General features: G+C 34.5%; 20 protein-coding genes. 7 read left to right on the top strand and 13 right to left on the bottom strand.

What is annotated here, in order from left to right; genetic code table 11:
* Positions 1 to 44 precede the first annotated feature (44 nt).
* Both LNQ34_RS08175 and LNQ34_RS08180 read right to left on the bottom strand, forming a co-directional pair.
* Complete coding sequence (locus tag LNQ34_RS08175) at positions 45 to 1,337, bottom strand: hypothetical protein (protein WP_202700733.1); 1,293 nt, start codon at positions 1,335 to 1,337, stop codon at positions 45 to 47.
* A gap of 185 nt (positions 1,338 to 1,522) precedes the next feature.
* The gene (locus tag LNQ34_RS08180) at positions 1,523 to 1,975 is read right to left on the bottom strand and encodes a hypothetical protein (protein ID WP_202700732.1); all 453 of its coding nucleotides are present in this window, start codon (positions 1,973 to 1,975) and stop codon (positions 1,523 to 1,525) included.
* A gap of 437 nt (positions 1,976 to 2,412) precedes the next feature.
* Here LNQ34_RS08180 and LNQ34_RS08185 point away from each other — a divergent pair, with 437 nt between their 5' ends.
* The 4 genes from LNQ34_RS08185 to recA all read left to right on the top strand — a co-directional run bounded on the left by LNQ34_RS08185 (position 2,413) and on the right by recA (position 5,748).
* Complete coding sequence (locus LNQ34_RS08185; protein ID WP_229999193.1) at positions 2,413 to 3,561, top strand: DNA polymerase III subunit; 1,149 nt, start codon at positions 2,413 to 2,415, stop codon at positions 3,559 to 3,561.
* Positions 3,562 to 3,568: 7 nt separating this feature from the next.
* Positions 3,569 to 3,952: a DoxX family protein gene (locus LNQ34_RS08190; RefSeq protein ID WP_202700730.1), complete on the top strand. Its 384-nt coding sequence runs from the start codon at positions 3,569 to 3,571 to the stop codon at positions 3,950 to 3,952.
* A gap of 130 nt (positions 3,953 to 4,082) precedes the next feature.
* Positions 4,083 to 4,592 carry an acyl-CoA thioesterase gene (locus tag LNQ34_RS08195; RefSeq protein WP_026109914.1) on the top strand — a complete coding sequence of 170 codons (510 nt, stop codon included), beginning with the start codon at positions 4,083 to 4,085 and terminating at the stop codon, positions 4,590 to 4,592.
* A 148-nt stretch (positions 4,593 to 4,740) separates the two neighbouring features.
* The gene (gene recA, locus LNQ34_RS08200; protein WP_017495770.1) at positions 4,741 to 5,748 is read left to right on the top strand and encodes a recombinase RecA; all 1,008 of its coding nucleotides are present in this window, start codon (positions 4,741 to 4,743) and stop codon (positions 5,746 to 5,748) included.
* A gap of 551 nt (positions 5,749 to 6,299) precedes the next feature.
* Here the strand turns inward: recA and LNQ34_RS08205 are convergent.
* Complete coding sequence (locus tag LNQ34_RS08205) at positions 6,300 to 7,049, bottom strand: lysophospholipid acyltransferase family protein (RefSeq protein ID WP_202700729.1); 750 nt, start codon at positions 7,047 to 7,049, stop codon at positions 6,300 to 6,302.
* 246 nt (positions 7,050 to 7,295) lie between these two features.
* Here LNQ34_RS08205 and LNQ34_RS08210 point away from each other — a divergent pair, with 246 nt between their 5' ends.
* Positions 7,296 to 7,670, top strand: a complete 375-nt coding sequence (locus LNQ34_RS08210; RefSeq protein ID WP_229999195.1) for a GxxExxY protein — start codon at positions 7,296 to 7,298, stop codon at positions 7,668 to 7,670.
* A 178-nt stretch (positions 7,671 to 7,848) separates the two neighbouring features.
* A complete protein-coding gene (trpS, locus tag LNQ34_RS08215) occupies positions 7,849 to 8,823 on the top strand; it encodes a tryptophan--tRNA ligase (RefSeq protein ID WP_229999196.1) in 975 nt (324 codons plus the stop codon).
* 47 nt (positions 8,824 to 8,870) lie between these two features.
* On the opposite strand, the gene dprA is transcribed toward trpS, so the two are convergent.
* Positions 8,871 to 9,971 (bottom strand): DNA-processing protein DprA, encoded by a 1,101-nt coding sequence (gene dprA, locus LNQ34_RS08220; RefSeq protein WP_202700726.1) that lies wholly within the window; start codon positions 9,969 to 9,971, stop codon positions 8,871 to 8,873.
* 238 nt (positions 9,972 to 10,209) lie between these two features.
* Here dprA and LNQ34_RS08225 point away from each other — a divergent pair, with 238 nt between their 5' ends.
* Positions 10,210 to 11,175 carry an HU domain-containing protein gene (locus tag LNQ34_RS08225; RefSeq protein ID WP_017495765.1) on the top strand — a complete coding sequence of 322 codons (966 nt, stop codon included), beginning with the start codon at positions 10,210 to 10,212 and terminating at the stop codon, positions 11,173 to 11,175.
* 35 nt (positions 11,176 to 11,210) lie between these two features.
* On the opposite strand, the gene LNQ34_RS08230 is transcribed toward LNQ34_RS08225, so the two are convergent.
* The 9 genes from LNQ34_RS08230 to LNQ34_RS08270 form a co-directional block, all read right to left on the bottom strand.
* Entirely contained in the window at positions 11,211 to 11,972 is a 762-nt protein-coding gene (locus LNQ34_RS08230; RefSeq protein ID WP_229999198.1) for a hypothetical protein, read from the bottom strand.
* Between the two features lie 128 nt (positions 11,973 to 12,100).
* Positions 12,101 to 12,313: a hypothetical protein gene (locus tag LNQ34_RS08235; protein ID WP_229999200.1), complete on the bottom strand. Its 213-nt coding sequence runs from the start codon at positions 12,311 to 12,313 to the stop codon at positions 12,101 to 12,103.
* An 18-nt stretch (positions 12,314 to 12,331) separates the two neighbouring features.
* A complete protein-coding gene (locus LNQ34_RS08240) occupies positions 12,332 to 12,859 on the bottom strand; it encodes a hypothetical protein (protein ID WP_229999202.1) in 528 nt (175 codons plus the stop codon).
* Positions 12,860 to 13,111: 252 nt separating this feature from the next.
* On the bottom strand, positions 13,112 to 15,391 hold the full coding sequence (locus LNQ34_RS08245; protein ID WP_202700723.1) for a helix-turn-helix domain-containing protein: 2,280 nt from the start codon (positions 15,389 to 15,391) through the stop codon (positions 13,112 to 13,114).
* A gap of 99 nt (positions 15,392 to 15,490) precedes the next feature.
* Positions 15,491 to 16,069: an OmpH/Skp family outer membrane protein gene (locus LNQ34_RS08250; RefSeq protein ID WP_202700722.1), complete on the bottom strand. Its 579-nt coding sequence runs from the start codon at positions 16,067 to 16,069 to the stop codon at positions 15,491 to 15,493.
* 622 nt (positions 16,070 to 16,691) lie between these two features.
* The gene (locus tag LNQ34_RS08255) at positions 16,692 to 17,540 is read right to left on the bottom strand and encodes a class I SAM-dependent methyltransferase (protein WP_229999204.1); all 849 of its coding nucleotides are present in this window, start codon (positions 17,538 to 17,540) and stop codon (positions 16,692 to 16,694) included.
* Positions 17,541 to 17,964: 424 nt separating this feature from the next.
* Entirely contained in the window at positions 17,965 to 19,836 is a 1,872-nt protein-coding gene (gene mnmG, locus LNQ34_RS08260) for a tRNA uridine-5-carboxymethylaminomethyl(34) synthesis enzyme MnmG (RefSeq protein WP_229999205.1), read from the bottom strand.
* 419 nt (positions 19,837 to 20,255) lie between these two features.
* Positions 20,256 to 20,675: an rRNA maturation RNase YbeY gene (gene ybeY, locus LNQ34_RS08265; RefSeq protein ID WP_229999211.1), complete on the bottom strand. Its 420-nt coding sequence runs from the start codon at positions 20,673 to 20,675 to the stop codon at positions 20,256 to 20,258.
* On the bottom strand, positions 20,672 to 24,082 hold the full coding sequence (locus LNQ34_RS08270; protein WP_229999212.1) for a hypothetical protein: 3,411 nt from the start codon (positions 24,080 to 24,082) through the stop codon (positions 20,672 to 20,674). The genes ybeY and LNQ34_RS08270 overlap by 4 nt, the downstream gene beginning before the upstream one ends.
* Between the last annotated feature and the right edge of the window lie 70 nt (positions 24,083 to 24,152).

The raw sequence follows: 24,152 nt of genomic DNA on the forward strand, positions 1-24,152 counted from the left end.
GACTTTATTAATAAAATTTACGCTGAAATAAAAATCGAAATCTATTATCTGTTGCTGCTAGACGCTGTAATTTTGCCTAATTGTAATCTGAAATCCGGCTTTTTAGGGTTGAAAATGTCAATGAAAGTCTCTCTGTTGTTACTTTGAGAATACACATTGAAAAATACACTATTTCCGTACCAGCTTTCTAAATCTTCATTGTTTGAGTTGTACTCTGTAAAGATATTTCCGTTACATAGGTTAAAGTACATTTCTTCAAATTTGATTTTCTTTAGATTAGCATCATTAATTTCTGTTTTACTGTCTAATAAAACAGCTGGATTAAATCCGGAAATTACACTACGCTTCATTTCAAGAGAAGCATTTTCAGCTACAAAAACAGCTTCTTTTACTAATCCTGACTGAATATCAGCTTTGATGTTTTCGCTGTCATTAAGCATCGTAATATTAGTTGCAACAACTAAAGTTTGCTTTTTAGTAAAATCCGTTTCACTTTTCTTTTCGAAAGACTTTACTTCCATACAACGAGAACCGTCTTTATTACTTGATAAATAAGAAGATCTTACTGCTAATGAATTGTACAAACGACATTGTACACCCTGAGTAAATTTGTAATCGTCATTGATTGATTTATAAGATACAAATTTAGTAGCGTTTACATCACCTCCAAAAAAGGCAAATGAGTCACCACCAGAGTAGCTTACCATAACGTTGTCAAGTACTGTTTTAGATCCCACACCGGCAAAAGTTATACCGTTGAAAGTGTCTACACCTTTTACTTTTTTACCTGCAAATTCAACTCTTACGAATCTTAAAACTCCTGAATTAGCCGCAGCATTATCACCACCGTAAGTCGTTAAACTAGGATCAAGATCTAAGTTGTAAGAACCAACATTTCCAAATTTATTAATTGGTGCATCCCCTAGAATTACGATTCCACCCCAGTCACCAGCTTTTTTCTGGCTACGGTTTGAAGTAAATACAATTGGGTCGGTCTCTAAACCATCGGCCATAATTTGGGCACCTTTTGTAACAACAAGAGTTCCTTTTGTTTCAAAATCACCAATAATTAAAGTTCCTGGTTCAATGGTTAAAACTGCATTGTTCGTAACATAAACATTACCTTGCAGTACATAAATATTCTTCTTCAGCAATTTAGTATTAACAGAAATATTTCCTGCTAAAATTTGGTTTGCTTCTCCATACTCTACTTTGTTAGGCTTAAATTCGGTCCAGTTGTTCAACCAATTGTTGTAGCCCATAATTCCTTTCTCTTGTTGAGCACTCATACTCGTAACTGTCAAAAGAACGCAGATCATTTGAGTAATTTTTTTCATGATAAGGGGGTATTACAGTTAATAATAAATTTGGGTATGCGTAAATGAAAAAACTCATCTCGAATTTTCTGATCATACTCAGAACTTTTCGAGAGAGTTGTTTTTTATTTCTTTTCTAAAATATCTATATAAATTCAATCCTCTATATAAACATTGACAAAAAAAGCTTTAAAAATTATATAATATTACATTTCGTTCAATTCGTTGAACTCGTGTAAAGATTTCAATGTGCTTTCGTAGAATAAAATTGCAGCGATTAAGTTTCCTTTATCAGAATACGGCATCATCTTTCTTTGAAATTCTACTGTTGTATCTAAAAATGTTGTTGTACCAACAGCCTGACCATCTAACACTTTTTTGTGTTCGTTGTCATCCGGAATACCTAAGTCGGCCATCGTAACTCCCGGTTTTGTTACCAAAGCAATGTAAGGAAGAGTTTTTACTAAAACTTTAATACGCTCGATGTACAATTCTAAAAGTTCTCCTTTTTGCATACCACTCAATTCTTTTTGATCATGGTATTTACGAATAATAGCAGTTGTACTGATTATACTTCTTGGAGCATTTTTCGCCTGAGCCGAAATGGCACCAGTCGTCATAAAAAAAAGTGTACTTAATAAAATAATTTTCCCTTTCATAGATTCTTAGTTTATAATTGGTTGTTCATAAAAACAAAAATATAGAAATTAACTTAAACTGCAACTTTATTGATTTCTTTTTTCAAAAAAAAAGCTTAAAAAAAGCTTAAAAACCAGCGTTATGTCGAGAAAATGTGCGTTTTAACGAGATTTTAGTTAAAATTGGCTCTGTTGCAAAGGGTAAGATATTGGCTATAAAAAATAAACTAACACGTACTACCAGTAATCAAAAAAAGCTTTCGTTAATCATTGTACAGCAAAAAACTATTAACAAAAAAGTCTTAATATCTCCACATCTTGCCATGTTTATTAACAAAAGTTGGTTAACAAACGTCAAAAAACAGCTCGAAATCTTCATGATTATTAGAAATGACTCTGTATGGATAAACTTTTGAGCTAAAATTTTTGACTACATCATTTTCTTCTATCTTTGCTTCATGCAATTTTCTCAAATTTTAGGTCAGGATTACATCAAAAGTCACTTGATAAAAAGTGCAGCTTCCGGACGAATTCCGCATGCACAACTATTCATTGGGCCGGAAGGAAGTGGCACATTATCAACAGCAATTGCCTACGCACAATATATTTTGTGCAACAACACAGGAGACGAAAACTCAAACGGAAATGATTCCTGCAATTTGAAATTTCAAAACCTCTCACATCCCGACTTGCATTTTATTTATCCGACAGTGACCACTGAGGATGTCAAAACAAAACCCAAAAGTTTAGATTTTATTCAGGACTGGCGTACTTTTATACAGGAAATGCCTTATGGAGGTTTGTTTGACTGGTACAAAATACTTGGTGTTCAAAACAAACAAGGAGAAATTCGAGTTGAAGATGCACAGGAAGTTTTGAAATCATTTTCATTAAAATCATACGAAGGCGGTTACAAAATTATGATTATCTGGATGGCCGATAAAATGAATATTGCCGCCTCCAACAAACTTTTAAAATTACTTGAAGAACCTTCAGACAAGACTATTTTCATTCTCATTTCTGAAAACGAAGAAGATATAATTCAAACCATCCGCTCCCGTTGTCAGGTCATTCATTTTAACGGACTTCCCGAAAAAGTAATTGCAGAAGCTTTAATTTCTAAAGAAAACATTGACGAAAAATTAGCTTTTAAAATTGCACATCAGGCACAGGGAAATTTTAGTAAGGCCTTACATCTTTTAAAAGAAGATGATTCAGAGTTACCTTTCGAACAATGGTTTGTCAATTGGGTTCGTGCTGCGTTTAGAGCGAAAGGAAATGCAGCTGCTATTCAGGATTTAATTTCCTGGAGTGAAGAAATTGCCGGTCTGGGACGTGAAAGTCAGAAAAAATTCATCCAGTTCTGTATGGAAATGTTTCGACAAGCCTTGATGCTTAACTATCAGGCCCCTACTCTTGTGTACATCGAACCAAAAGTAGATAAATTCAAACTCGAAAATTTTGCACCTTTTGTCAACGGAAACAATATTCACGAAATTTTCAAAGAACTTTCGGATGCAATGTATCATATCGAAAGGAACGGAAATGCAAAAATAATTCTAACCGACTTATCTATAAAACTGACTCGTTTAATCCACAAAAAATAGTTATCAAATGAATAATGTTGCCTCCATTTTACTATTAGCATTTTTAGCTTTAACCTTCTTACAATCCGGATACGAAAAAATATTTTACTGGAAAGACAATGTCGAGTGGCTTAAAGGACATTTTGCCAAAACAAGACTTAAAAACCAAATACCACTTGCCCTGCTTCATCTTTTAATTATGGAATTAATCTCCGGAATTTTATGTGTAGTCGGAGCGATACAATTGCTCACCGACAGTGGCCGGGAATTTGGATTATACGGAGCTATATTTTCATGTATCACATTGCTAATGATGCTTTTCGGACAGCGATTAGCCAAAGATTATGACGGTGCAAGAACCATAGTGATCTATTTTATTCCGGCAGTAATGGCGGTTTACTGGTTGAACTAATCTGACATAATCGCACCGCTTTAAAGTCAATAAAAAAATTAAATCGTCACAGATTCAACATTCGTAAAACAAAATTGAATTGAAATCAAAAAATAAAATTGTGGCAAAAAATAAAATTTACAGTAAAAAAATGAATGCAAAACACCCATCAGAGTCCCTTACCATCTTAACCGATTTAGTTTTACCAAGTGAAACAAATCCTTTAAACAACCTTTTTGGTGGCGAATTATTAGCCCGAATGGATCGTGCCGCAAGTATTGCAGCCCGCAGACATTCCCGCCGAATTGTAGTTACAGCCTCTGTAAATCACGTGGCTTTTAACAGAGCCATTTCGTTAGGAAGTGTTGTAACAGTTGAAGCAAAAGTTTCAAGATCTTTCAAAAGTTCGATGGAAGTTTTCATTGATGTTTGGGTAGAAGACCGCGAATCTGGTAACAGAACCAAAGCCAACGAAGCCATCTACACTTTTGTAGCCGTAGACGATACCGGCAGACCTGTAGAAGTACCGGCTATATTGCCCGAAACTGAACTTGAAATACAACGTTTTGACGCCGCTTTGCGTCGTAAACAACTTAGTTTAGTGTTAGCCGGAAAACTAAATCCTTCCGATGCCACAGAATTAAAGGCTTTATTCTTGTAGTGCAAATTGTGACAATTTGGAACAATCAAACTTCGAAAAAAGAACTATTTTTACAAAATATAAGCCTCATTAATAAAGATCAAGAAGTTAGTATCTTCTTTAAATTTATTTGAAAGAAAAAAATAACAATTTAGACATTTAAGAAAAGATGAGTTCAGACAAAGAAGCCAAATTAAAAGCGTTACAACTAACGCTTGATAAACTTGACAAAACCTACGGAAAAGGAACCGTAATGAAAATGGGCGACAGAGCCATTGTGGAGGTAGAAACGATTTCTTCTGGCTCACTTGGCGTTGATTTAGCCCTTGGAGTAAATGGATATCCAAAAGGAAGAATTATTGAAATATACGGTCCTGAATCATCTGGTAAGACCACTCTAACATTGCATGCAATAGCTGAAGCTCAAAAAGCCGGCGGAATAGCTGCTTTTATAGATGCTGAACATGCTTTCGACAGAAATTATGCCGAAAAATTGGGTGTCGATATCGAAAACTTAATCATCTCGCAACCTGATAACGGAGAACAAGCGCTGGAAATTGCCGAAAATTTAATTCGCTCAGGAGCAATTGATATTGTGGTAATTGACTCTGTTGCTGCATTGACTCCAAAAAGTGAAATCGAAGGTGAAATGGGAGATTCCAAAATGGGTCTTCATGCACGTTTAATGTCACAAGCCTTAAGAAAGCTTACCGGAACCATCAGTAAAACAAACTGTACCGTTTTCTTCATCAACCAGTTGAGAGAAAAAATTGGTGTTATGTTTGGTAATCCGGAGACTACAACAGGAGGTAATGCTCTAAAATTCTACGCTTCGGTACGTTTAGATATTCGTCGTTCTTCGCAAATTAAAGACGGTGAAAATGTAATTGGAAACAGAACCAAAGTTAAAATTGTAAAAAACAAAGTTGCTCCGCCTTTCAAAACTGCCGAATTTGATATCATGTACGGAGAAGGAGTTTCTAAAACAGGTGAAATTCTTGATCTTGCTGTTGAATTTGAAATCGTTAAAAAAGCAGGTTCCTGGTTTAGCTATGGCGATACCAAATTAGGACAAGGTCGTGATGCTGTTAAAGCTTTGATCAAAGATAATCCGGAATTAGCAGACGAACTTGAGATTAAAATCAAAGCACATATCAAAGAATTAGCAGACGCTTAAAATCATTAAAAGTATTTACAATCAATACTTTACATACAACCCGATCATTCCTAAAAGATGATCGGGTTTTTTATTTAAAAAAATATGCATTTACTAACGCAACCATTCCGGAACCAAACCATCTTATGAAGAGACAAAAGATTTGACTGGTACTTAGCCAAAAGTATCTGATCAAAGGTTTTTCTTTAAATTTGGTTGGTTTGTTCAATAAAAATCCGTTAGTTTTTTGGTTCTAACGGGTTTTTATTTTTTTTTTTCACCTTTTCACGCAACCTTTTTCATTTTTTACGCTCTATAATAGTATGTCGTTAACTTGAGTTTTATTAAACTCTTTAGTATCAACCCAAAATATTTTAACCATGAAAGAGAAAATAGAAGTGTTGTACAACAAAAACCGTAAAAAAACCAAACTGAAATTAAGAAAAGTATTGCGTTTTATTTCTGAAAAAATAATTCATAGATAAGCATTATTGAATATAAAATGGAGTAATTTTAATTCAAAAGAAAACCCGGCAATTTTCAATTTTGCCGGGTTTTATCCTTAAAATGAGTTACTTTTCTTTATTTTTAAACTTCAGTAAATCTTTATAAATCATTTGTCTCACCTGATCTCGCAGTTCTTTTCTATGGTCAGCTGCCAATCCTTCTGTAGCAACAAAAGGAAGTACCTTTGCACGCATTTTTCCAGGACTTCCACTGAAAAAAGTATATGAAAATCTTTCCTTGTTATCCGCAAAAACAATGGGAACGATCGGAATTTGGTGCTCAATCGCCAGACGAAAAGCACCGTCCTTAAACTCATCCAGTAAAATAGATTCATCGTCAGGAACTCCGCCTTCAGGAAAAATACAAATACTAAGCCCTTGATTTAACCTGTTTTGCGCTCTTTTAAAAACCTCATTTTTACTTTTCGAAGAAGTTCGATCAACCAAAATACAGGTTCTTTTGTAGAAAAACCCAAACAAAGGAATCTTTGAAAGCTCTTTCTTTCCCACAAAAACAAACGGATTTTTAACGAGAGCCAGCATTAGCATAATATCGGTCATCGAAGTATGATTGGCTACGATCATATAGCTCTTATTTCGAACCAGCTTCTCTTCACGTTCGACTTTATAATAAAAACCCATCCCGAAAAGGATAAATTTAGCCCAAATGCGGGCCATTTTAAAAAAATAGGGGTAACCCTTCTCTGACGCTATAGAAACTAGCAAAAACGGCAGCATAATCAATATCGGAATGGCCATTAAAATATAAAACCATATACGCCATAAAACCCAAAAAACAACTTTTAATCCTTTCATGGTTTCAAATGTAATAAATCAGAAATGAATTCTACAAAAAGAATTTACGCTCGTGTTTTTTACCACAGAGAACACAAAGTCTTTCACAGAGTTTACAGAGTTTTTTAAATAGAAAAGCTTTTTCTAAGTTAACAGATTTTAAGTTAAATTTTTTTAGATCTAACTTCCCTTTCTCTACGAAAAACTTTCTATCTCTATGGTTAAAATTTAATTAATTATAAGGAAATAAGTATTAAATTTGATATTATGACAGAGAATGAAATATCTACAATTGTAATCGGACTAGCAATTCAGGTTCACAAAGCACTCGGTCCTGGTTTACTTGAAAATGCATATAAAGAATGTTTATTTTATAAAATTAAACAACATGGTCTTTCTGTAGAAAAAGAAAAAGCGATGCCTCTAATTTTTGAAGAAGTAAAACTAGATTGCGGTTATCGTGTTGATTTATTGGTGGAGAAAAAATTTGTAGTCGAAATAAAAAGTGTAGAATCATTAACCACAATTCATTTAGCCCAAACTTTAACATACTTAAAACTTGGAAAATACAAACTAGGCTTACTTATAAACTTCAATGAAATTCTTCTAAAAAATGGTATACGAAGGGTTATTAACGATTAATACATACCCATTCCCTTTGTGAACTTCAAAAAATTTAACATTCATTAAAGTTAAATCCTTCGCAAACTCTGTGAAAAACTTTGTGTTCTCTGTGGTTAAAATAATTAGAAACTAAAAAAAATTACACACTTTGCTCTAAAAAAACGAACTTTGCATTTAGTAATAAGAAAAAACGAGAATGGCAAAAATACTGACCGGTGTTCAGAGTACTGGAACGCCACACTTAGGCAATTTATTGGGAGCAATTATTCCTGCAATCGAATTATCAAACAATCCGGCAAATGAATCCTTTTTATTTATTGCTGATTTACATTCGATTACACAAATTAAAGACGGTAAAACTCTTAGAGAAAACACTTACAGCACTGCTGCCGCCTGGCTAGCCTGTGGTTTAAATCCTGATAAAGTAACCTTTTACAGACAATCTGATGTGGTACAAACGACAGAATTAACCTGGTATTTAAGCTGCTTTTTTCCTTTTCAGCGTCTGACTCTCGCACATTCGTTTAAAGATAAAGCGGATCGTTTAGACGATGTTAACGCCGGACTTTTTACGTATCCGATGTTAATGGCCGCCGATATTTTATTGTATGATGCCGAATTTGTACCGGTTGGTAAAGATCAATTACAGCATTTAGAAATCACTCGTGATGTCGCTTCACGTTTCAACCACCAAATGGGAGAAACCTTTGTGATTCCAGAGGCAAAAATCCAGGAAGACGGCAAACTGATTCCGGGAACAAACGGTGGAAAAATGAGTAAATCAGCTAACAATCTGATCAATATTTTCCTTGACGATAAAACAATTCGCAAGCAGGTGATGAGTATTGAAACCGATAGTACACCACTTGAAGAACCTAAAAACCCGGACACTTGTAATGCTTTCGCCATTTATTCCCTGCTGGGAACTGAAGCGCAAATCGCCGAAATGAGAGCCAACTATTTAGGAGGAAACTATGGTTACGGTCACGCCAAACAAGCTTTGTTTGAACTGATTATAGAAAAGTTTAAAACCGAAAGAGAAAAATATACTTACTACATGAACAACCTTGATGAAGTAGATAACCTACTGAAAAAAGGCGCTTCAAAAGCTTCCGTACTTGCTGATGGTGTTTTAGCCAAAGTAAGAGAAGTTCTGGGATTTAGTAAATAAACATCTAAACCTGACGGGTTTTAAAAACCTGTCAGGTTTAATCCAAATTAAACGGCCTCAAACAATTTTCCCGGCAAGGGTCGAATGACTCCTTTCAGTTCCATATTTAAGAGAATTCCCGAAATTTTATATATAGGAAAATCACACTGCAGCGCAATAATATCCAACAATTCTTTACCGTTTTTTAGCAAAAAATCATACACCTTTTGTTCCTCCGTTTCCAAATGAATAAAGAGCTGTTTTTGAACCGGTTTTGCCTTTGTTTCCACATTCCAGTTCAGCATATAAACTAAATCTGCGGCACTTGTTAATACATTGGCACGTTGTGTTTTAATGAGATTATTGCAACCCTGACTGTATTTGTCTGTCACACGTCCGGGAACGGCAAAAACATCACGATTGTAATCATTAGCAAGATTGGCGGTAATCAGCGACCCTCCTTTTTCAGCAGATTCTATTACAATTGTTGCTTCAGTCATACCCGCCACAATACGGTTTCTACGAACAAAATTTTCTTTATCGGGATTTGATGTACTCCAAAACTCGGTTATAAAACCACCATTTTCTTCCATTGGAACCATATACTTCTTATGCGATTTTGGGTAAATCTGATTGAGACCATGTGCCAGAACTCCAATAGTTTGCAGGTTAAAATCCATCGCCCGCTGATGTGCTACGATATCTACACCATAGGCAAAACCGCTTACGATTACCGGATCGAGAGGTGCCAGTTCTTCTATTAAATTTCGGCAAAACTCCGTTCCATAAGAGGTAATCTGGCGCGTTCCCACAATACTAATTATTCGTTTATTTGCTAAATTTATATTTCCAGAGGTAAAAATCAGCACAGGAGAATCAATACAATGTTTTAAGCGTTCCGGATAGCCATCCTCTTTAAAAAAAGACACTTTAACGCCACCAGATTTCATAAATTCCATTTCCTGATTCGCTTTTTCGAAAACCGATTTATCCTTAAAATTCTGTAACAAAACCGATCCAACACCATCAATAGCAGCCATTTGACTTCCCTTACTTTTAAAAACAGCTTCTGCACTGCCAAAATAATTAAGCAGCTTTTTAGCCATTATATCTCCAACTCCATCGACTTTTAATAAGGCTAATAAATAGAATAAATCCTGATCCGGCATCCGTGTAAAATATTATGTAAAATAAGAAAGAATAAAACCTCAAATACGAAACACAAATATCATAAAAAGAAAGTCTAATCCTGTTAAATTTAAATATAAATATTGTTTCAAATCCTACACGACTTAAACACTACCTATTAACTATTTGAAAAAGAATTGTCTATAAAAATAAAGCAATTGTTAATAAAAATTGTGAATAACATTTTGATAAGTATTCTGTAGTTGTAACTTTGTTACTATGAAAATCGAAAATTACATAGCACAGTTACTGTATCGTTATCAGTGTGTAACGGTTCCAGGGTTTGGAGCATTTTTAACAGAAATTCAATCGGCAAAGCTGAATGAAAGCACAAATTCTTTCTTTCCACCGACAAAAATGATCTCTTTCAATGGTTATCTAAAAAACAATGATGGATTGTTGGCAAATCATATCGCACAGGCTGAAAAAACTTCTTACGGTTTTGCAGTAAGCGCCATTGCTTTTGAAGTCGTGAGCTGGAAAAAAACACTAGAAGAAAATGGTGTTGTAGCACTTAAAAATATTGGTGAAATTCGATATAATGCTGATCAGAAAATGGTATTCACTCCTAATGATCAAACTAATTTCCTTACAAGTTCTTTTGGACTAAGTCCATTTGTTTCCCCACTAGTAAAAAAAGAGAATTTCGAGCGAAAAATAGAGGAAATTTCGGAAGGAGATGCAATTTCATTATACGAAAATGAAGAAGGAAGAACAACAAATCCACTTTTGAAATATGCTGCGATACTAGTCTTAGGACTTGGAATTACAGGAAGTATCGGATATCCTTTATATCAAAATCAAATCGCCGCCAAAACACTTGTTGTAGAAAGCAGTGTACAGAAAAAAGTAGAAAACAAAATTCAGGAAGCGACTTTCTTTATCCAGAACCCTATGCCTGCTGTAACTCTCTCAGTAGATACAACAAATGTAGAAACAGCTGCTGAAAAAACAATGCCTTACCACATTATGGCCGGTGCATACAGAAGCGAAAAAAATGCCAGAAAAGCTTATAATCAATTAGTAAAAGATGGTTACGAAGCCAGAATGCTAGGCGAAAACAAACACGGATTATTCCCTGTTCTCTACGGCAGCTATGCTACAATGGCCGAAGCCGAAAAAGCACAGAAAGAAATACAAAAAGGAGAAAATCCGGATGCCTGGATTCTCGTACAACCTTTATAAAACTAAAAAAAGCCTGTTCTTCGGAATGGGCTTTTTTAGTTCGCTATTATTTCTGCATCCTGCGAAAGAATTACTTTCTTCCCTTTATATATTTTCAGTCTTGCCGGAGGAGAATTCTTTTCGCCCAAAACGATAATGGCACACTCATAAACATCCCCATCCTTTTTAAATTCATACTGGTGATTACCGCCAATACCTTCAACGACTAAAACGCCACCATTAATAACTAAATCAGGCTTTTCAGTCATTTCCTTTTGAATGGACCATGATGCATATCGATAGTTATTAAAACCTAAATGATCGATTCTAATTTTAAACTTAGAAGTTTCCAGAATACAAACCGGATCCTGAAAAAAAGCAATACTAGGATCCAGGTTTTTCTTTTGCGACGCAATTAGTTTGTTTTTAAGTTCTATTTCGGCTTTCGATTGATAATTCACGGCCGTTAAACGTCCTTCAGTATCAAGCCAAATGTTGCCCTGAATTAACATAATTCCGCGCAAACCCATATCTGTCCAGCCCTTTTCTGGCGTCGATTTTATAATTTCGTTTTTTAACGGAGTATCAAAAATTTCAGAATATCGTTTTATAAAATCTGCCTTATTTGCAATATCGGGTATAGGATATACTCGCTCTAACGGATAAACCACCGCATCAGCAATCGCTTCTTTCTTATCATTTTTGACATTTTCAATGAACTTTTTAACCAATTTCTGATAATCGATTTTCGAATCCTGGGCAACTATAAACCCACTGCAAAAAAATAATACTACTAAAAATATGTTGCTTCTTTTCATCTTAAATATTTTTAATTAATTATTAATCCGACAATTACGATCAAATATAACTAATTTAAAATAGTTGTAATCGAATTGAAATGGGGTAATAAAACAAAAAATCCCATTCTTTCGAAATAGGATAATGTTTAACGTGGAACAATTTTAGCATCCTGATTAAGGATTTCTTTTCCGTTTTGATAAATGGTTAAATTAGCTGGTGCTGAATCTTTTGTACCTAAAACTGTAATATAACACTGGTACAAATAATTTCCTTTTTTAAAATCGTAATGGTTGTTACCTCCTGTTCCATCGTGAAACCATTTTCCGTTGGTAATGATTAAATCCGGTTTTTCGCTCATCGATTGATTTATTGACCATCAAGCATATCTGTAAGTATCATTTCCTAAGTCATCAATTCGAACTCTAAATTTAGATGTTTCTATGATAATTTGTGGCTCTTTAAACTTTGCAATCGATGGGTGAAGTTTACTTTTCTCAGAAGCTATCAATTTGTTTTTGAGATCACTTTCCACTTTTGACTGATAATTTATTGAGAAAACTTTTCCGTCAGTATCCATCCACAAAGTTCCCTGATTTAGCATTATGCCACGCCAGCCCACTTCTGACCAATCTTTTGTCGCATCCGATTGTGAAATTTCGGCTTTCAGTTCAGTATCAAAAATTTCAGCATATCTTTTTACAAGCTCTGCTTTATTCTTGATAGACGGAATTGGATTATCTCTTCTTAAAGGGTATTTAATAGCTTCGGCTACAGCCTCTTTTCTATCATTTTTTACATTATCAATAAATTTTTTAACAAACTTCTGATATTCGGGTTTCAGGTCCTGACCTGACGTATTTTGAATAGCAATGCCTATGAAGAGAATGTAAAGTAACTTTTTCATATTTTCTATTTTACATAATGTTTTTATAGTAGATTCCAAAATTTCATCAGAACCTCCAAATTCCACAATCTAACAATCTAACAATCTAACAATCTAACAATCTAACAATCTAACAATCTAACAATCTAACAATCTAACAATCTAACAATCTAACAATCTAACAATCTAACAATCTAACAATCTAACAATCTAACAATCTAACAATCTAACAATCTAACAATCTAACAATCTAACAATCTAAAAATCTAAAAATCAGTTAATGCTTGCTTTAAACATCTTCAACTCATCCCACGTAAATTCATCACCATATTTCTCCTTTAGCGGACTTAAGGATTCTTCGCTATAAAACTCGAAAGCTTCACGCAAGGCCAGAATTTTATCATACGGTAAAACATCGGATATCTCCACTTTTTTAGCCTGAATTAGTTTAACCAAATGCATTTCAACTGTTTGCACAGTAAGTTTACGAATTCGGGCAATATCCTGAACCGAATTTTTCTCCAGCCATAAATCATGGGTTTCTTCGATGGTTGTTTTCTTCTCGGCCTTTGGTGTGCTTTTATCTAATTTGCGTGCTGTATAACGCACTGTAGGTTCTTCAGATTTAAAAATATCAGTGTTCGACATATTAAATTCCTCGCGGATCTTTGCAACCTTGTCAAATTTGTAGTTTTTAATCGCTGTAGACGACAATTTCTCTTTACAGATGGTTTCACCTGTCACGACAATTTCGATGAGTAATTTGGCCTTCATTAAGCGCAAAACAGCTTTTGTTTGCAAATCATCCAAAAAAGCGAGCTCTTCGTAGAACTCTTTTACTTTTTTAAATTTCTGAATTTCGGCCATTTTATTCAAAAGATCCGTAACCAGTTTGTCCATTGGTTTAAAAAAATAATCATAAGCTGCCACTACCCTTTCCTGTACAAAAAAGAGATCGACAGTTTCTTTATTGAAAATTTTATTAAGCTGATTAACGAATTTTTGTGCAGGATCTGCTAACGAATCTATTATTTCTAAACGCTTATGTGCCCAAGCAGCATGCTTTGATTTTTCAGAAGCAACTGCATTTTCGTTATAACTAAAACGGTGATTGCGCCATTCCTGAGCCAAATCAGCCCAATTAAAACTACTAATCAAATAGTTATGAATAAAATTTTTAGTTTCAAAATGCAAGGAGTTTTTCAAAACTTCTTCGCTTGCTTTGTTCAAAGCATAATCCATCACATCCTGATCGTTCGAAATACCATTCATTTGCAGCGGAGACAACAAAATAAGCCCGTTTAAGGACGTTAAACGCGATAATGCTACATAGGCTTGTCCGGGTAAGAAAACTTGCGATACATCGAGCGCAGCTTTCTCAAAAGTTAACCCCTGGCTTTTATGCACCGTAATTGCCCATGCCAGCTTAAGTGGATAATGTGCAAATGTGCCCAAAACTTCTTCTTCAACTTCTTTGGTGAGATCGTTTACTTTGTATCGGATATTTTTCCATTCGTACTTTTCAACTTCAATGGTTTTATCCTCCTCAGGAAAATGTATGAATATTTCTTCGGCCGAAAGTGACTTTACAACGCCCATTTTTCCGTTGAAATAACGTTTTTCAAAAGACAAATCATTTTTGACAAACATAACCTGAGCACCCACTTTAAGCTTTAGATTTTCCTCAACCGGAAAAATTTTCTCCGGAAAATCCCCCACAATAAACGGCTGATAAGCGAATTCATTTCCGGCTAAATCGCCAATTGCCTGCTCATTAATCGAATCGGCTTTGGCATTATGCGTGGTAAGTGTAATATATCCGGGATTATTCTTTAAGTCAAAATCAGGTTTCACATATTCATTTAAAACCTGAATATCCTGAGGTGTAATCTGATTGTTTCGAAGATTATTCAAAACCGAAATAAAAGTATCATCTGACTGACGATAAATCTTTGATAATTCAATATATAACGGCGGATATTGCTGAATTACATGCGAATGAAAAAAGAATTTTCCTTTGTAATAATTGCGCAAAGTTCGCCATTCTTCATCTCTGATAACCGGCGGAAGCTGTAACAAATCGCCAATAAAAAGTACCTGAACACCACCAAAAGCACGGGTACTTTTGCGTACGGTCTGCATCATAAAATCAATGGCATCCAACAGATCAGCGCGTAACATACTGACTTCATCGATAATCAAAAGCTCCATATTCCTGATTACGTTACGCTTCACATTATTCATTTTAAAGTGTCGACGTAAAGTTTCCTTATTCTCAAACTTCACTGTTTCAGTAAACTGAGAAGCCTCTTCGTATGATGGAATAAAGGCTGAAAATGGTAACTGAAACATCGAGTGAATCGTAACACCTCCGGCATTCAGCGCCGCAATTCCGGTTGGAGCCACAACCACAGTATTTTTATGCGTAGTGGCAATAATTTCACGCAAAAGTGTAGTCTTCCCGGTCCCCGCTTTACCGGTCAGGAAAATAGATTTTTGCGTTTGATTGATGAATTGTAAAGTATAAGCTGCTGCTTCTGAAACGTTTTGCATTAGGCGTAAATTGAGAGCTAAAAGTATCGTATTTTTATAAAAGAAAAAACCTAAATCTTGACAGATTTAGGTTTTTAAATTTAGTTAGTTAGTTTGGTATTATTTTTTAGCTTCCTCTTTTACAGCTGGTTTTTCTTCTGTTTTTGGAGTCGCTTTATATTTGTCATTCAAAGCTTTAACGATATCTTTTGTGATATCGAATTTCTCTTCAGCATACAAAATTGAAGCAGCATCTCCAGTACCATAGATATAAGAATAACCGTTTTTCTTACCGTAATCTTTGATGAATTTCTTCACTCCACTTACCAAAGAATCCATTTCAACACCGCTTTCCTGTTGTAATTGTTGAGACAAAGCTTGTTGTGCATAACCCAATTGTTGTTCTCTTTTTTGCAATTCAGCACCTCTTTGTTGTGCCCACGCCTGACCGTTTGCTTGTGCCTGACTTTGAAAATTAGCAGCGTCTTGTTTAAAACGTGTAATCTCAGCTTGTAGTTGTCTTCCTTTTTCTTCTGCCTGAGCTTTGTATTTAGCTTCAAGGTCTTTTGCTTCAGTGTATTCTTTCATTAAAACTGAAGTATCTACGTAAGCTGTTTTTACTTCCTTAACTTCCGCAGTTTTGTCACTACATGAAACAGCGAAAATTGAAAGTGCGATAATTACTAATGCTTTTTTCATTTTTTTAAATCTCTATTTTTTTTATTGTATTGAATGAAGACAAAAATATAAAAAAATAAATAGCATCAACATAAAGTTTAAAAAATGCTATAATTTTATGATATTAGTTTTATTTATTGAGTAGATTTTTACCATAAAATATCATTATTAAAAATGACTTTCACAGCCTTTTTTTAAGACGTTTTCTCAGAAACAACAACACAAATACTCACCTATCATCAGAAAACCCCTTAAACAAGCTTATTTCAAGTTTTAGGGTGATTGAAAGCGTAAATCCGTTAAGAATTGTTCTTTTTTTACCGTTGCGCTTCATCTGATCGCAAACCCATAAAATTAATCCAGTCAAAAAAATATTTATTATTTTTTACATTCACGAAACAAAACTTAGCAAAAAAAAGAAGCACTTTTCTAAAAACTCGAATTTCTAAAAAGAAATACCAAAATTTCTAAAAAAATGCTCCATTTTTACTGCATTATTTTTATTTATGGACTGGCATTTTACCATAAAATCTCACTATTAAAAGTGGCTTTCATAGCTTTTATTTAAGGCGATTTCTTAAAAAAGACGACACAAACCCTCATATTCCCTTAGAAAACGCCTTAAATGCGCTTATTTTACGTTTTAGCTGTTTTTTAAGACATAAATGTGTGATGAATACTCTTTTGTTCCCGATGCTTTTAAATTTGATCGCAAACCAATAAAAAAGGCCTTAACGAAATTCATTTTTCCCGTTTTGTATTTTTCCGATAAAAGACTAACGTAAAATGAATCGAATTTCATCGGAAGCACTTTTTCTAATTTCATATCTACTTTTCCAAAAAGAGACTGAATAGCTTTTTTCGAGAAATGCCAAAAGTGAATTGGCACGTCATAAGCTGCCCAAAATTCATTGTAATATTTTGCATCAAACGATTTGAAATTTGGAACCGCCACAATTAAAGTTCCAGTTGGTTTTAATAATCTTTTCAATTCCCGAATTTGCAATTCCAAATTTGGTACATGTTCTAAAACGTGCCACATGGTAATGACATCAAAAGAATTATTTTCAAGAGCATCAATTCCGTTTACAAAAGAAATTCCTTTTTCTATCGCAATATTTTTTGCTCTCTCGCTTGGTTCCACTCCAACTGTTTCCCAACCATCATTTTTTGCTGTCAATAAAAAATCTCCGGTTCCGGCACCAATATCTAAAATTCTGCCTTTTTGAGATTGTTCACCATTAATCAAATTCAGTTTATTTTTTAAAGCAATACTTTTTACAAAGTGATAGGCTTTTTCAAACAAAGATCTTTTATTGTCGGTATGAGAAATATAATCTTCGCTTTCGTAATATCTTCCGAGATTTTCTAAATCGGGTTGTGGAGAAGTAATTAACATATCTAAAGTTTCATCGTAATACAGATCAAAAATTTCTTTAGATACAGAATGGTCTTTTACAGAAAGAAAATGTTTTTTGTTTAAAACGTTCATTTTTAATTATAGGTTTTTAATAGAATTTGGCAACGCAAATGTTACATCAAAAATACTAATGCAACAAGTATTAATTAATTTGAAATGCTTTACTACGCATCTCACAGATTTTTTTAAAATAGTTTTACGATTTTCTTCAAGTTTAGCAAGACTTATCAAAGTAGTTTCACGTGGAACATTTATTTATTTCAGGTCACTTTTTCTTAAAACAATCCAACGTAATAAAATTCAAATCCCAAACTCAAAACCTGAAACCTGAAACCTGAAACATGAAACATGAAACTCAAAACTCAAAACTTGAAACCTCAAACTTGAAACCTCAAACTTGAAACTTGAAACTCAAAACTTGAAACTTGAAACTCAAAACTTGAAACAAAGAAAATCAAAACAAATAAAGACGCACCTATTGGCACGTCTCTTTTTTTTATCTTCCCATGTAAATTAACAAAACAGAAATATCACTTGGAGAAACTCCGCTTATTCTTGAAGCCTGAGAAATAGTTACAGGACGAATCTTGCTTAACTTTTGTTTGGCTTCAATCGACATTGATTTAATTTTATCGTAATCGAAATTCTCCGGTATTTTCACTTCTTCCAAACGAGTTAGTTTATCCGCATTATTTCTTTCCTTTTCGATATAACCGGAATACTTCACCTGAATTTCTGCCTGCTCCAAAATTTCCTGATCCAGATTATTTTCTTCCACATACGCTTTCACTTTTTCAAACTTAAGCATATCGACTAAATCAATTTGCGGACGAGAGAAAACTTTAAACATTTTATCTCCCTGTGAAATTGGAGCGGTTTCTTTAGCTTCTAAAATAGGATTTGTTTCTGCAACAGAAACACTGGTCTCTCTAAAAAAGGCCACCATCTTTTCAGACTCGCTTAATTTCTTTTCCATTCGGCGTAAACGCTTTTCAGAAGCAAGACCAATTTCGTGCGACATTGGCGTCAATCTAAAATCGGCATTATCCTGACGCAACAAAGTTCTATACTCTGCTCTTGAAGTAAACATACGATAAGGTTCTTCTGTTCCTTTCGTAATCAAATCATCAATCAATACTCCGATATAAGCTTCATCACGTTTCAAAATCAACGGCGCTTTTTCATGTACTTTCAAATGTGCATTTATTCCCGCCATCAAACCTTGAGAAGCGGCTTCTTCATATCCGGTAGTTCCATTGATCTGTCCGGCGAAATACAATCCTTCCACTAATTTTGTTTCCAACGTATGTTTCAATTGTGTCGGTGGGAAATAGTCATACTCGATCGCATAACCCGGACGAAAGAATTTCACATTCTCAAAACCGGCTACAGAACGCAATGCTTTAAACTGAATATCTTCCGGAAGTGAAGTTGAAAATCCATTCACATACACTTCGCAAGTATTCCACCCTTCCGGTTCCACAAATAATTGATGACGCTCTTTATCGGCGAAACGATTAATTTTATCTTCTATCGAAGGACAGTATCTTGGACCAAGACTTTTGATCCTTCCGTTAAACATTGGCGAACGATCAAAACCATCTCTCAAAATATCGTGAACATCCAATGACGTATACGTCATGTAACAAGAACGCTGATGTGTTAACGGTGAAGTCAAATCAGAATAAGAAAACTTATCCGGCTTTGCATCACCTTTCTCTTCGTTCATTTTAGAATAATCCAAAGAACGTCCATCCACTCGTGGTGGCGTTCCCGTTTTCATTCTTCCAGCTTCGAAACCGGCACGAACTAAATCCTCAGTAATTCCTGTTGCGGCACTTTCTCCTGCTCGTCCTCCTCCAAACTGTTTTTCTCCAATATGAATTAAACCATTCAAAAAAGTTCCGTTTGTCAAAACAACAGACTTAGAACGAATCTCAACTCCCAACGAAGTTTTGATTCCTTTTATCTTCCCATCCTCAATAATCAAACCTTTGACCATCTCTTGGTAGAAATCCAAATTTGGAGTTCCCTCCAACATCATTCTCCATTCTTCAGCAAAACGCATTCGATCACTTTGAACTCTTGGCGACCACATTGCCGGTCCTTTCGATTTATTCAACATCTTAAATTGAATAGCCGTTCGGTCAGAAACAATTCCTGAGTATCCACCCAACGCATCAATCTCTCGCACGATCTGTCCTTTTGCAATTCCTCCCATCGCAGGATTACAAGACATCTGTGCGATGTTCTGCAAACTCATTGTAACCAATAAAGTTTTGGATCCCAAATTTGCTGCCGCTGCCGCGGCCTCAGATCCTGCATGACCAGCACCAACTACAATAACATCGTATTCTTCTAAAAACATTTTGTTTTATTATTCTCTTCAAACCGTTTAAGGCGGTTCTCAGAATTAATTTTCTTTTCTTTTGTTCCACGTGGAACGTGGTTCTTCTTTTTCAAGTTTCAAGTTTCAAGTTTCAGGTTTCAGGTTTCACGTTAGAAGCTTTCTGTTTCAAAACTCGAACTAGGAACTCTCTTCAATTCTAAAAACTTTCCCCATACTAAATCCCTATAATTCTCAAAAAATATTGTTTCACGTGAAACAATCTAAAACCTTTCTTTATCAAAAAAACAATCGTTCCACGTGGAACATCCGGTTCTTTTAAACACAGAAATAAACTTTTTTTCATGTTCCACGTGAAACACTTTAATTTAATCACCCTCTTCTACTCTATTATGTTTCACGTGGAACACGTAAAACTGAATTAAAAAAAGGTAATTTATCTACTGTTCCACGTGAAACATCGTAATCTTTTCATCTTCTTTAGATCGCATTAACTCCGCTTCAGCATCACTTTTATCTTTATATCCACAGTAATGTAATATGCCGTGTGCTAAAACTCTCTTCAATTCTTCAGTAAAAGAAACATTAAAATCTTTAGCATTGTCTTCAACTCTTTCAACAGAAACAAAAATATCTCCGTTGAGTTCGTTACCAACTGTATAATCAAAACTGATTATATCTGTTAACGTATCATGATTTAGATACTCTACATTAATCTTATGAAGATACTCATCATCACAGAAAATGTAATTTATCTCTCCTTCGTTTTTGTTTTCAGAAACGATAACAGCACTTAACCAGTCAGAAAAAGCTTGTTCGTTGTCTAAAGTAAATTCGGTTTCGTAATTAAAATTGATCATTTTGTATTAAAATATTCTTGAACTTTTTGATTAAAATTCGAGCGCAAAGGTAGTGATTGTCTGTTTAATATCTCCACACTGTTTAAATATTCCAGTAATGAACTCGGCAACGCGTTTGTTCTGTTAGGAAATTCAGTCTTATTGGTTTCAGATTGACGCTTCGTATCTTGTCCTTGTTGCTGAACTGCGTTGTTTAACTTTAGTAATTCTTGCTGAATATTAAGGATACGTTGCAAGTTCTCATTCTTAAAACCTTTATTCAAAATTTGCTTTTCGGAAGCTTTCATCTGATCGATTACAGATTTACCCTCAGAGTCTAATCCTTTTTTAGCAAGTTCTTTTTGCAAGGCTTCACGTAATTTTACTTGTTCTTTATAAATTTCCATGATTGCTTCAGCATCTCCTTCCCCATCATTATCCTTCATCTGCCCATTACTTTGACCTCCAATTTTATTTCCCTGACCGGTTTTACCATCACCATTTTTACCTTTACCATCCTTTCCATTACTTTCTTTGCCTTCACCACTTTTTCCATCGCCCGGTTTATCACCCATTTTTTCACCGGATTTATCCCCAGGTTTATCTCCCGGTTTACTGCCAGACTTCATACCTTCTTTCATCTTATCTCCTAAACCTTTTTGTTTTTGGATAATATCCGGTAATTGCATTCCTTGTCCATCACCCGGTTTTGGTTTTCCAGATCCCGGTTTCGACATAGACATCTGCATATTATTTAATAAATCACTCAAAAAATCTGCCAACTTATTTGCAGAAGAAACTGCATATTGCTGATGCGATACTCCTTTTGGAACCTGAACATCACTTAAACTTTCAATAGCTTTATCAATATTGTACTGTACATTTCCAATTTCTTTGGTTACATCTTCCGCAACTTTTGGATTACGAAGTGATAAAGCAAACAAACTGTCATCCACATATCTGAACTGTTGTTTCAAATTTTGCTGAATTTTAATGTTCTTCGTGTACGCTGACGAACCCAATTTCATTGTTCTAAATTGTTTCATCACATCTTCCTGCGACAAAGAATAAGCTAAAAGATTATCCAGAATCTGACGAAGCATTGCTACATCTTCTTCCATTTGTTCTTGTTCGCCACCTTCCATACCGGCATCCATTTGTTCTGCCATACTTTTCATTTTTTTAGCAGCACTCTTTTGTTTTGGTTTAGCTGACGAAGAATTCTTTTTACTCAATTCTTCTGAAGCTTTCTGCAAATCATTCTTCACGTCTTTCTCCTTCGAAGCATCATTCGGAATGTCTAGTGGAGCTTTTAATGTTTTGTTTTCTTCTTTCAGATTCTTCAAATCTTCCTGAATTTTATCAAAATCTTTATTGATATCTTCTTGTTTGTCCTGCGTGTTTTCTTTGTCTTTATTTGAAAGCTGCTCTTGTTTGTCTGCAAGCTTGTTTAACTTTTCAGCAACTTGCTCTGCTTTCTTGGATACATAAAAACGCTTGGTCAATTCAACCAATTGTTCTAAATTACGGGATTGGTTTTTACTAATCTGTTTGAATTTTTCCATCTTATCAAACAGATCTTCGCTATTCAATTTATCATTTAGATTCTTCAATTCCTCCATTAACTTCTGGTTTTTCTCCAGATCCTTTTCAGCATTGTCTAATCTCTTTTGCAAATCTTCAGCTGTTTTATCTTTCTTATCCGATTGAAACTTGTCCAGATTTTTATTCATCTTCTCTGTAAATTGTTTCATCAACTCGTCTTGTTGTTTCTGACGCTTGATAAAATCATTTACTTTTTGCTGATCTTTAAACTCTAAATTCTCTTTCTCTTTACCGGCTTTCTGAATCTTGTCCATCTCAGAAAACTGTTTGGTTTGATTCTTTAAAGACTTCTCTAAACTATTAATGTTCTCATTCTGCTGTTGCAATTCCTTATCATGAATTTCATCAGTGGTAGCAACACGATCAGAAAACACAGAAGACTTTGTACTTTTAAAACCATGTGGTGCATCGTTATCAAAAACTTCAAAATAGTATTCATAAGATACTCCCTCCTGCACTGCCAGATTGCTTGGAAAGTTAAAAACAAACTGATCAAATACTCCTGACTTCACAGGTATTGTTCCACGCTTGGCAGTGTTGGGTTTGTTTCTTTCATAATAAACAACCTGTAATTTAGACAAACCATAATCATCGCCTAACCTACCCAGAACATAATTTTTATCTAACTTCAAACTATCCGGAGCTGGTGCTACATGAATTGATGGGTGCTGATCTTTGATCACTGAGAGCTGATAATCCAGTTTTTCGTAGTTTTTGACCTTATTATTCGAGGTAAGAATTTGATATTCTGTATTTTGACTTATGTTTTTAGCCAATTTAAACTCATTTTGGTCTCTATTAAACTTAAAAAATGAATTTTCGCCCTTCCAAACGATCTCCTGAGTAGATTGTGTTTTCATTTTCCAGGTTACCAAAGTTCCTTCAGGTAGGATTGCATTACCTGTTCCCTGAATAATTTCAGCTTTCTTTTTTAAGTAAGATGGAAAATTAAGTACCATCTCAAAGTTCGCAATTGATGGAACTGTGATCACTTTCAATTCGTATTCTTCTGATGAAACTGTATTACCTTCAAAAGAGAAAGAAACATTTTCAACTGGCTTTTCAACTTTGAATTCAAACTTTCCCGGTTGAGAAGATTCCATAAAATAACTTTCATTCCCTACATGAATCATAACATTTTCAGGAACGATCTTCCCAACAGATTCCATCTTGATAACAAAATCTTTGTTTTGTTCGGTTTGTAAATTCTGATTTAGAACAACAAATTTAAAAGGTGCCGGAGGCAAAAAGGTAGCATTAAAATGCACTACTCTATTTAAACTTTGTGAAATAATAGTACTGTTTCCTGAAATATAAAACACGGCAAAAAGCAAAACCGGAACGATTGCTAATGGCAAATACTTTTTATTATTGTTAAAATTGATCGCATTTCCAAATGGAATCGGCTGTAAAGAATTGGCTTTTTGTTCTATTGAAGCCAGCATTAATTCCGAACTTTCGGCTGTATTGCCTGAAGCCGATAATTGCAAAAAGTTAGTCAGCTTATCACTTACCTCCGTAAAATGGTTTCCAATAATAGCCGAAGCCTGATTGTAATCTATTCCTTTTTGAAGTTTGAATAACTTAAAAACGGGGAATAAAATAAATCGAAACAAAAGAAAAACTTCTACTCCAATAAATAACCAAAACAATACGGTTCTTCCAAATGGTTTCAACCATAGAAAATACTCAATAAAAAGTGTCAAAAGAAAATACAATAATCCAAAACCCATAAAAAGAAGTCCTCCTTTTATCAATTCATTCGTATAATATTTTTTTATAAACGCTTCTAATTTTTGATATATGGCAGATGTTGTTTTCAAAATGAATCTCTTTTATTTATAACCTATAAAAGTAGTAATTTTAATAATACCTTTTAAGATTCTAAGTTAC

Source organism: Flavobacterium lipolyticum (genome assembly GCF_020905335.1).
Classification (GTDB): Bacteria; Bacteroidota; Bacteroidia; order Flavobacteriales; family Flavobacteriaceae; genus Flavobacterium; species Flavobacterium lipolyticum.

Excerpts from the sequence above, each read along its gene's own strand:
- dprA (WP_202700726.1), bottom strand. The coding sequence starts at position 9,971 with ATGCCGGATCAGGATTTATTCTATTTATTAGCCTTATTAAAAGTCGAT.
- LNQ34_RS08190 (WP_202700730.1), top strand. The coding sequence starts at position 3,569 with ATGAATAATGTTGCCTCCATTTTACTATTAGCATTTTTAGCTTTAACC.
- recA (WP_017495770.1), top strand. The coding sequence starts at position 4,741 with ATGAGTTCAGACAAAGAAGCCAAATTAAAAGCGTTACAACTAACGCTT.
- LNQ34_RS08195 (WP_026109914.1), top strand. The coding sequence starts at position 4,083 with ATGAATGCAAAACACCCATCAGAGTCCCTTACCATCTTAACCGATTTA.
- trpS (WP_229999196.1), top strand. The coding sequence starts at position 7,849 with ATGGCAAAAATACTGACCGGTGTTCAGAGTACTGGAACGCCACACTTA.
- LNQ34_RS08235 (WP_229999200.1), bottom strand. The coding sequence starts at position 12,313 with ATGAGCGAAAAACCGGATTTAATCATTACCAACGGAAAATGGTTTCAC.
- LNQ34_RS08175 (WP_202700733.1), bottom strand. The coding sequence starts at position 1,337 with ATGAAAAAAATTACTCAAATGATCTGCGTTCTTTTGACAGTTACGAGT.
- LNQ34_RS08180 (WP_202700732.1), bottom strand. The coding sequence starts at position 1,975 with ATGAAAGGGAAAATTATTTTATTAAGTACACTTTTTTTTATGACGACT.
- LNQ34_RS08230 (WP_229999198.1), bottom strand. The coding sequence starts at position 11,972 with ATGAAAAGAAGCAACATATTTTTAGTAGTATTATTTTTTTGCAGTGGG.
- ybeY (WP_229999211.1), bottom strand. The coding sequence starts at position 20,675 with ATGATCAATTTTAATTACGAAACCGAATTTACTTTAGACAACGAACAA.
- LNQ34_RS08185 (WP_229999193.1), top strand. The coding sequence starts at position 2,413 with ATGCAATTTTCTCAAATTTTAGGTCAGGATTACATCAAAAGTCACTTG.
- LNQ34_RS08245 (WP_202700723.1), bottom strand. The coding sequence starts at position 15,391 with ATGCAAAACGTTTCAGAAGCAGCAGCTTATACTTTACAATTCATCAAT.
- mnmG (WP_229999205.1), bottom strand. The coding sequence starts at position 19,836 with ATGTTTTTAGAAGAATACGATGTTATTGTAGTTGGTGCTGGTCATGCA.
- LNQ34_RS08250 (WP_202700722.1), bottom strand. The coding sequence starts at position 16,069 with ATGAAAAAAGCATTAGTAATTATCGCACTTTCAATTTTCGCTGTTTCA.
- LNQ34_RS08225 (WP_017495765.1), top strand. The coding sequence starts at position 10,210 with ATGAAAATCGAAAATTACATAGCACAGTTACTGTATCGTTATCAGTGT.
- LNQ34_RS08240 (WP_229999202.1), bottom strand. The coding sequence starts at position 12,859 with ATGAAAAAGTTACTTTACATTCTCTTCATAGGCATTGCTATTCAAAAT.
- LNQ34_RS08255 (WP_229999204.1), bottom strand. The coding sequence starts at position 17,540 with ATGAACGTTTTAAACAAAAAACATTTTCTTTCTGTAAAAGACCATTCT.
- LNQ34_RS08205 (WP_202700729.1), bottom strand. The coding sequence starts at position 7,049 with ATGAAAGGATTAAAAGTTGTTTTTTGGGTTTTATGGCGTATATGGTTT.
- LNQ34_RS08210 (WP_229999195.1), top strand. The coding sequence starts at position 7,296 with ATGACAGAGAATGAAATATCTACAATTGTAATCGGACTAGCAATTCAG.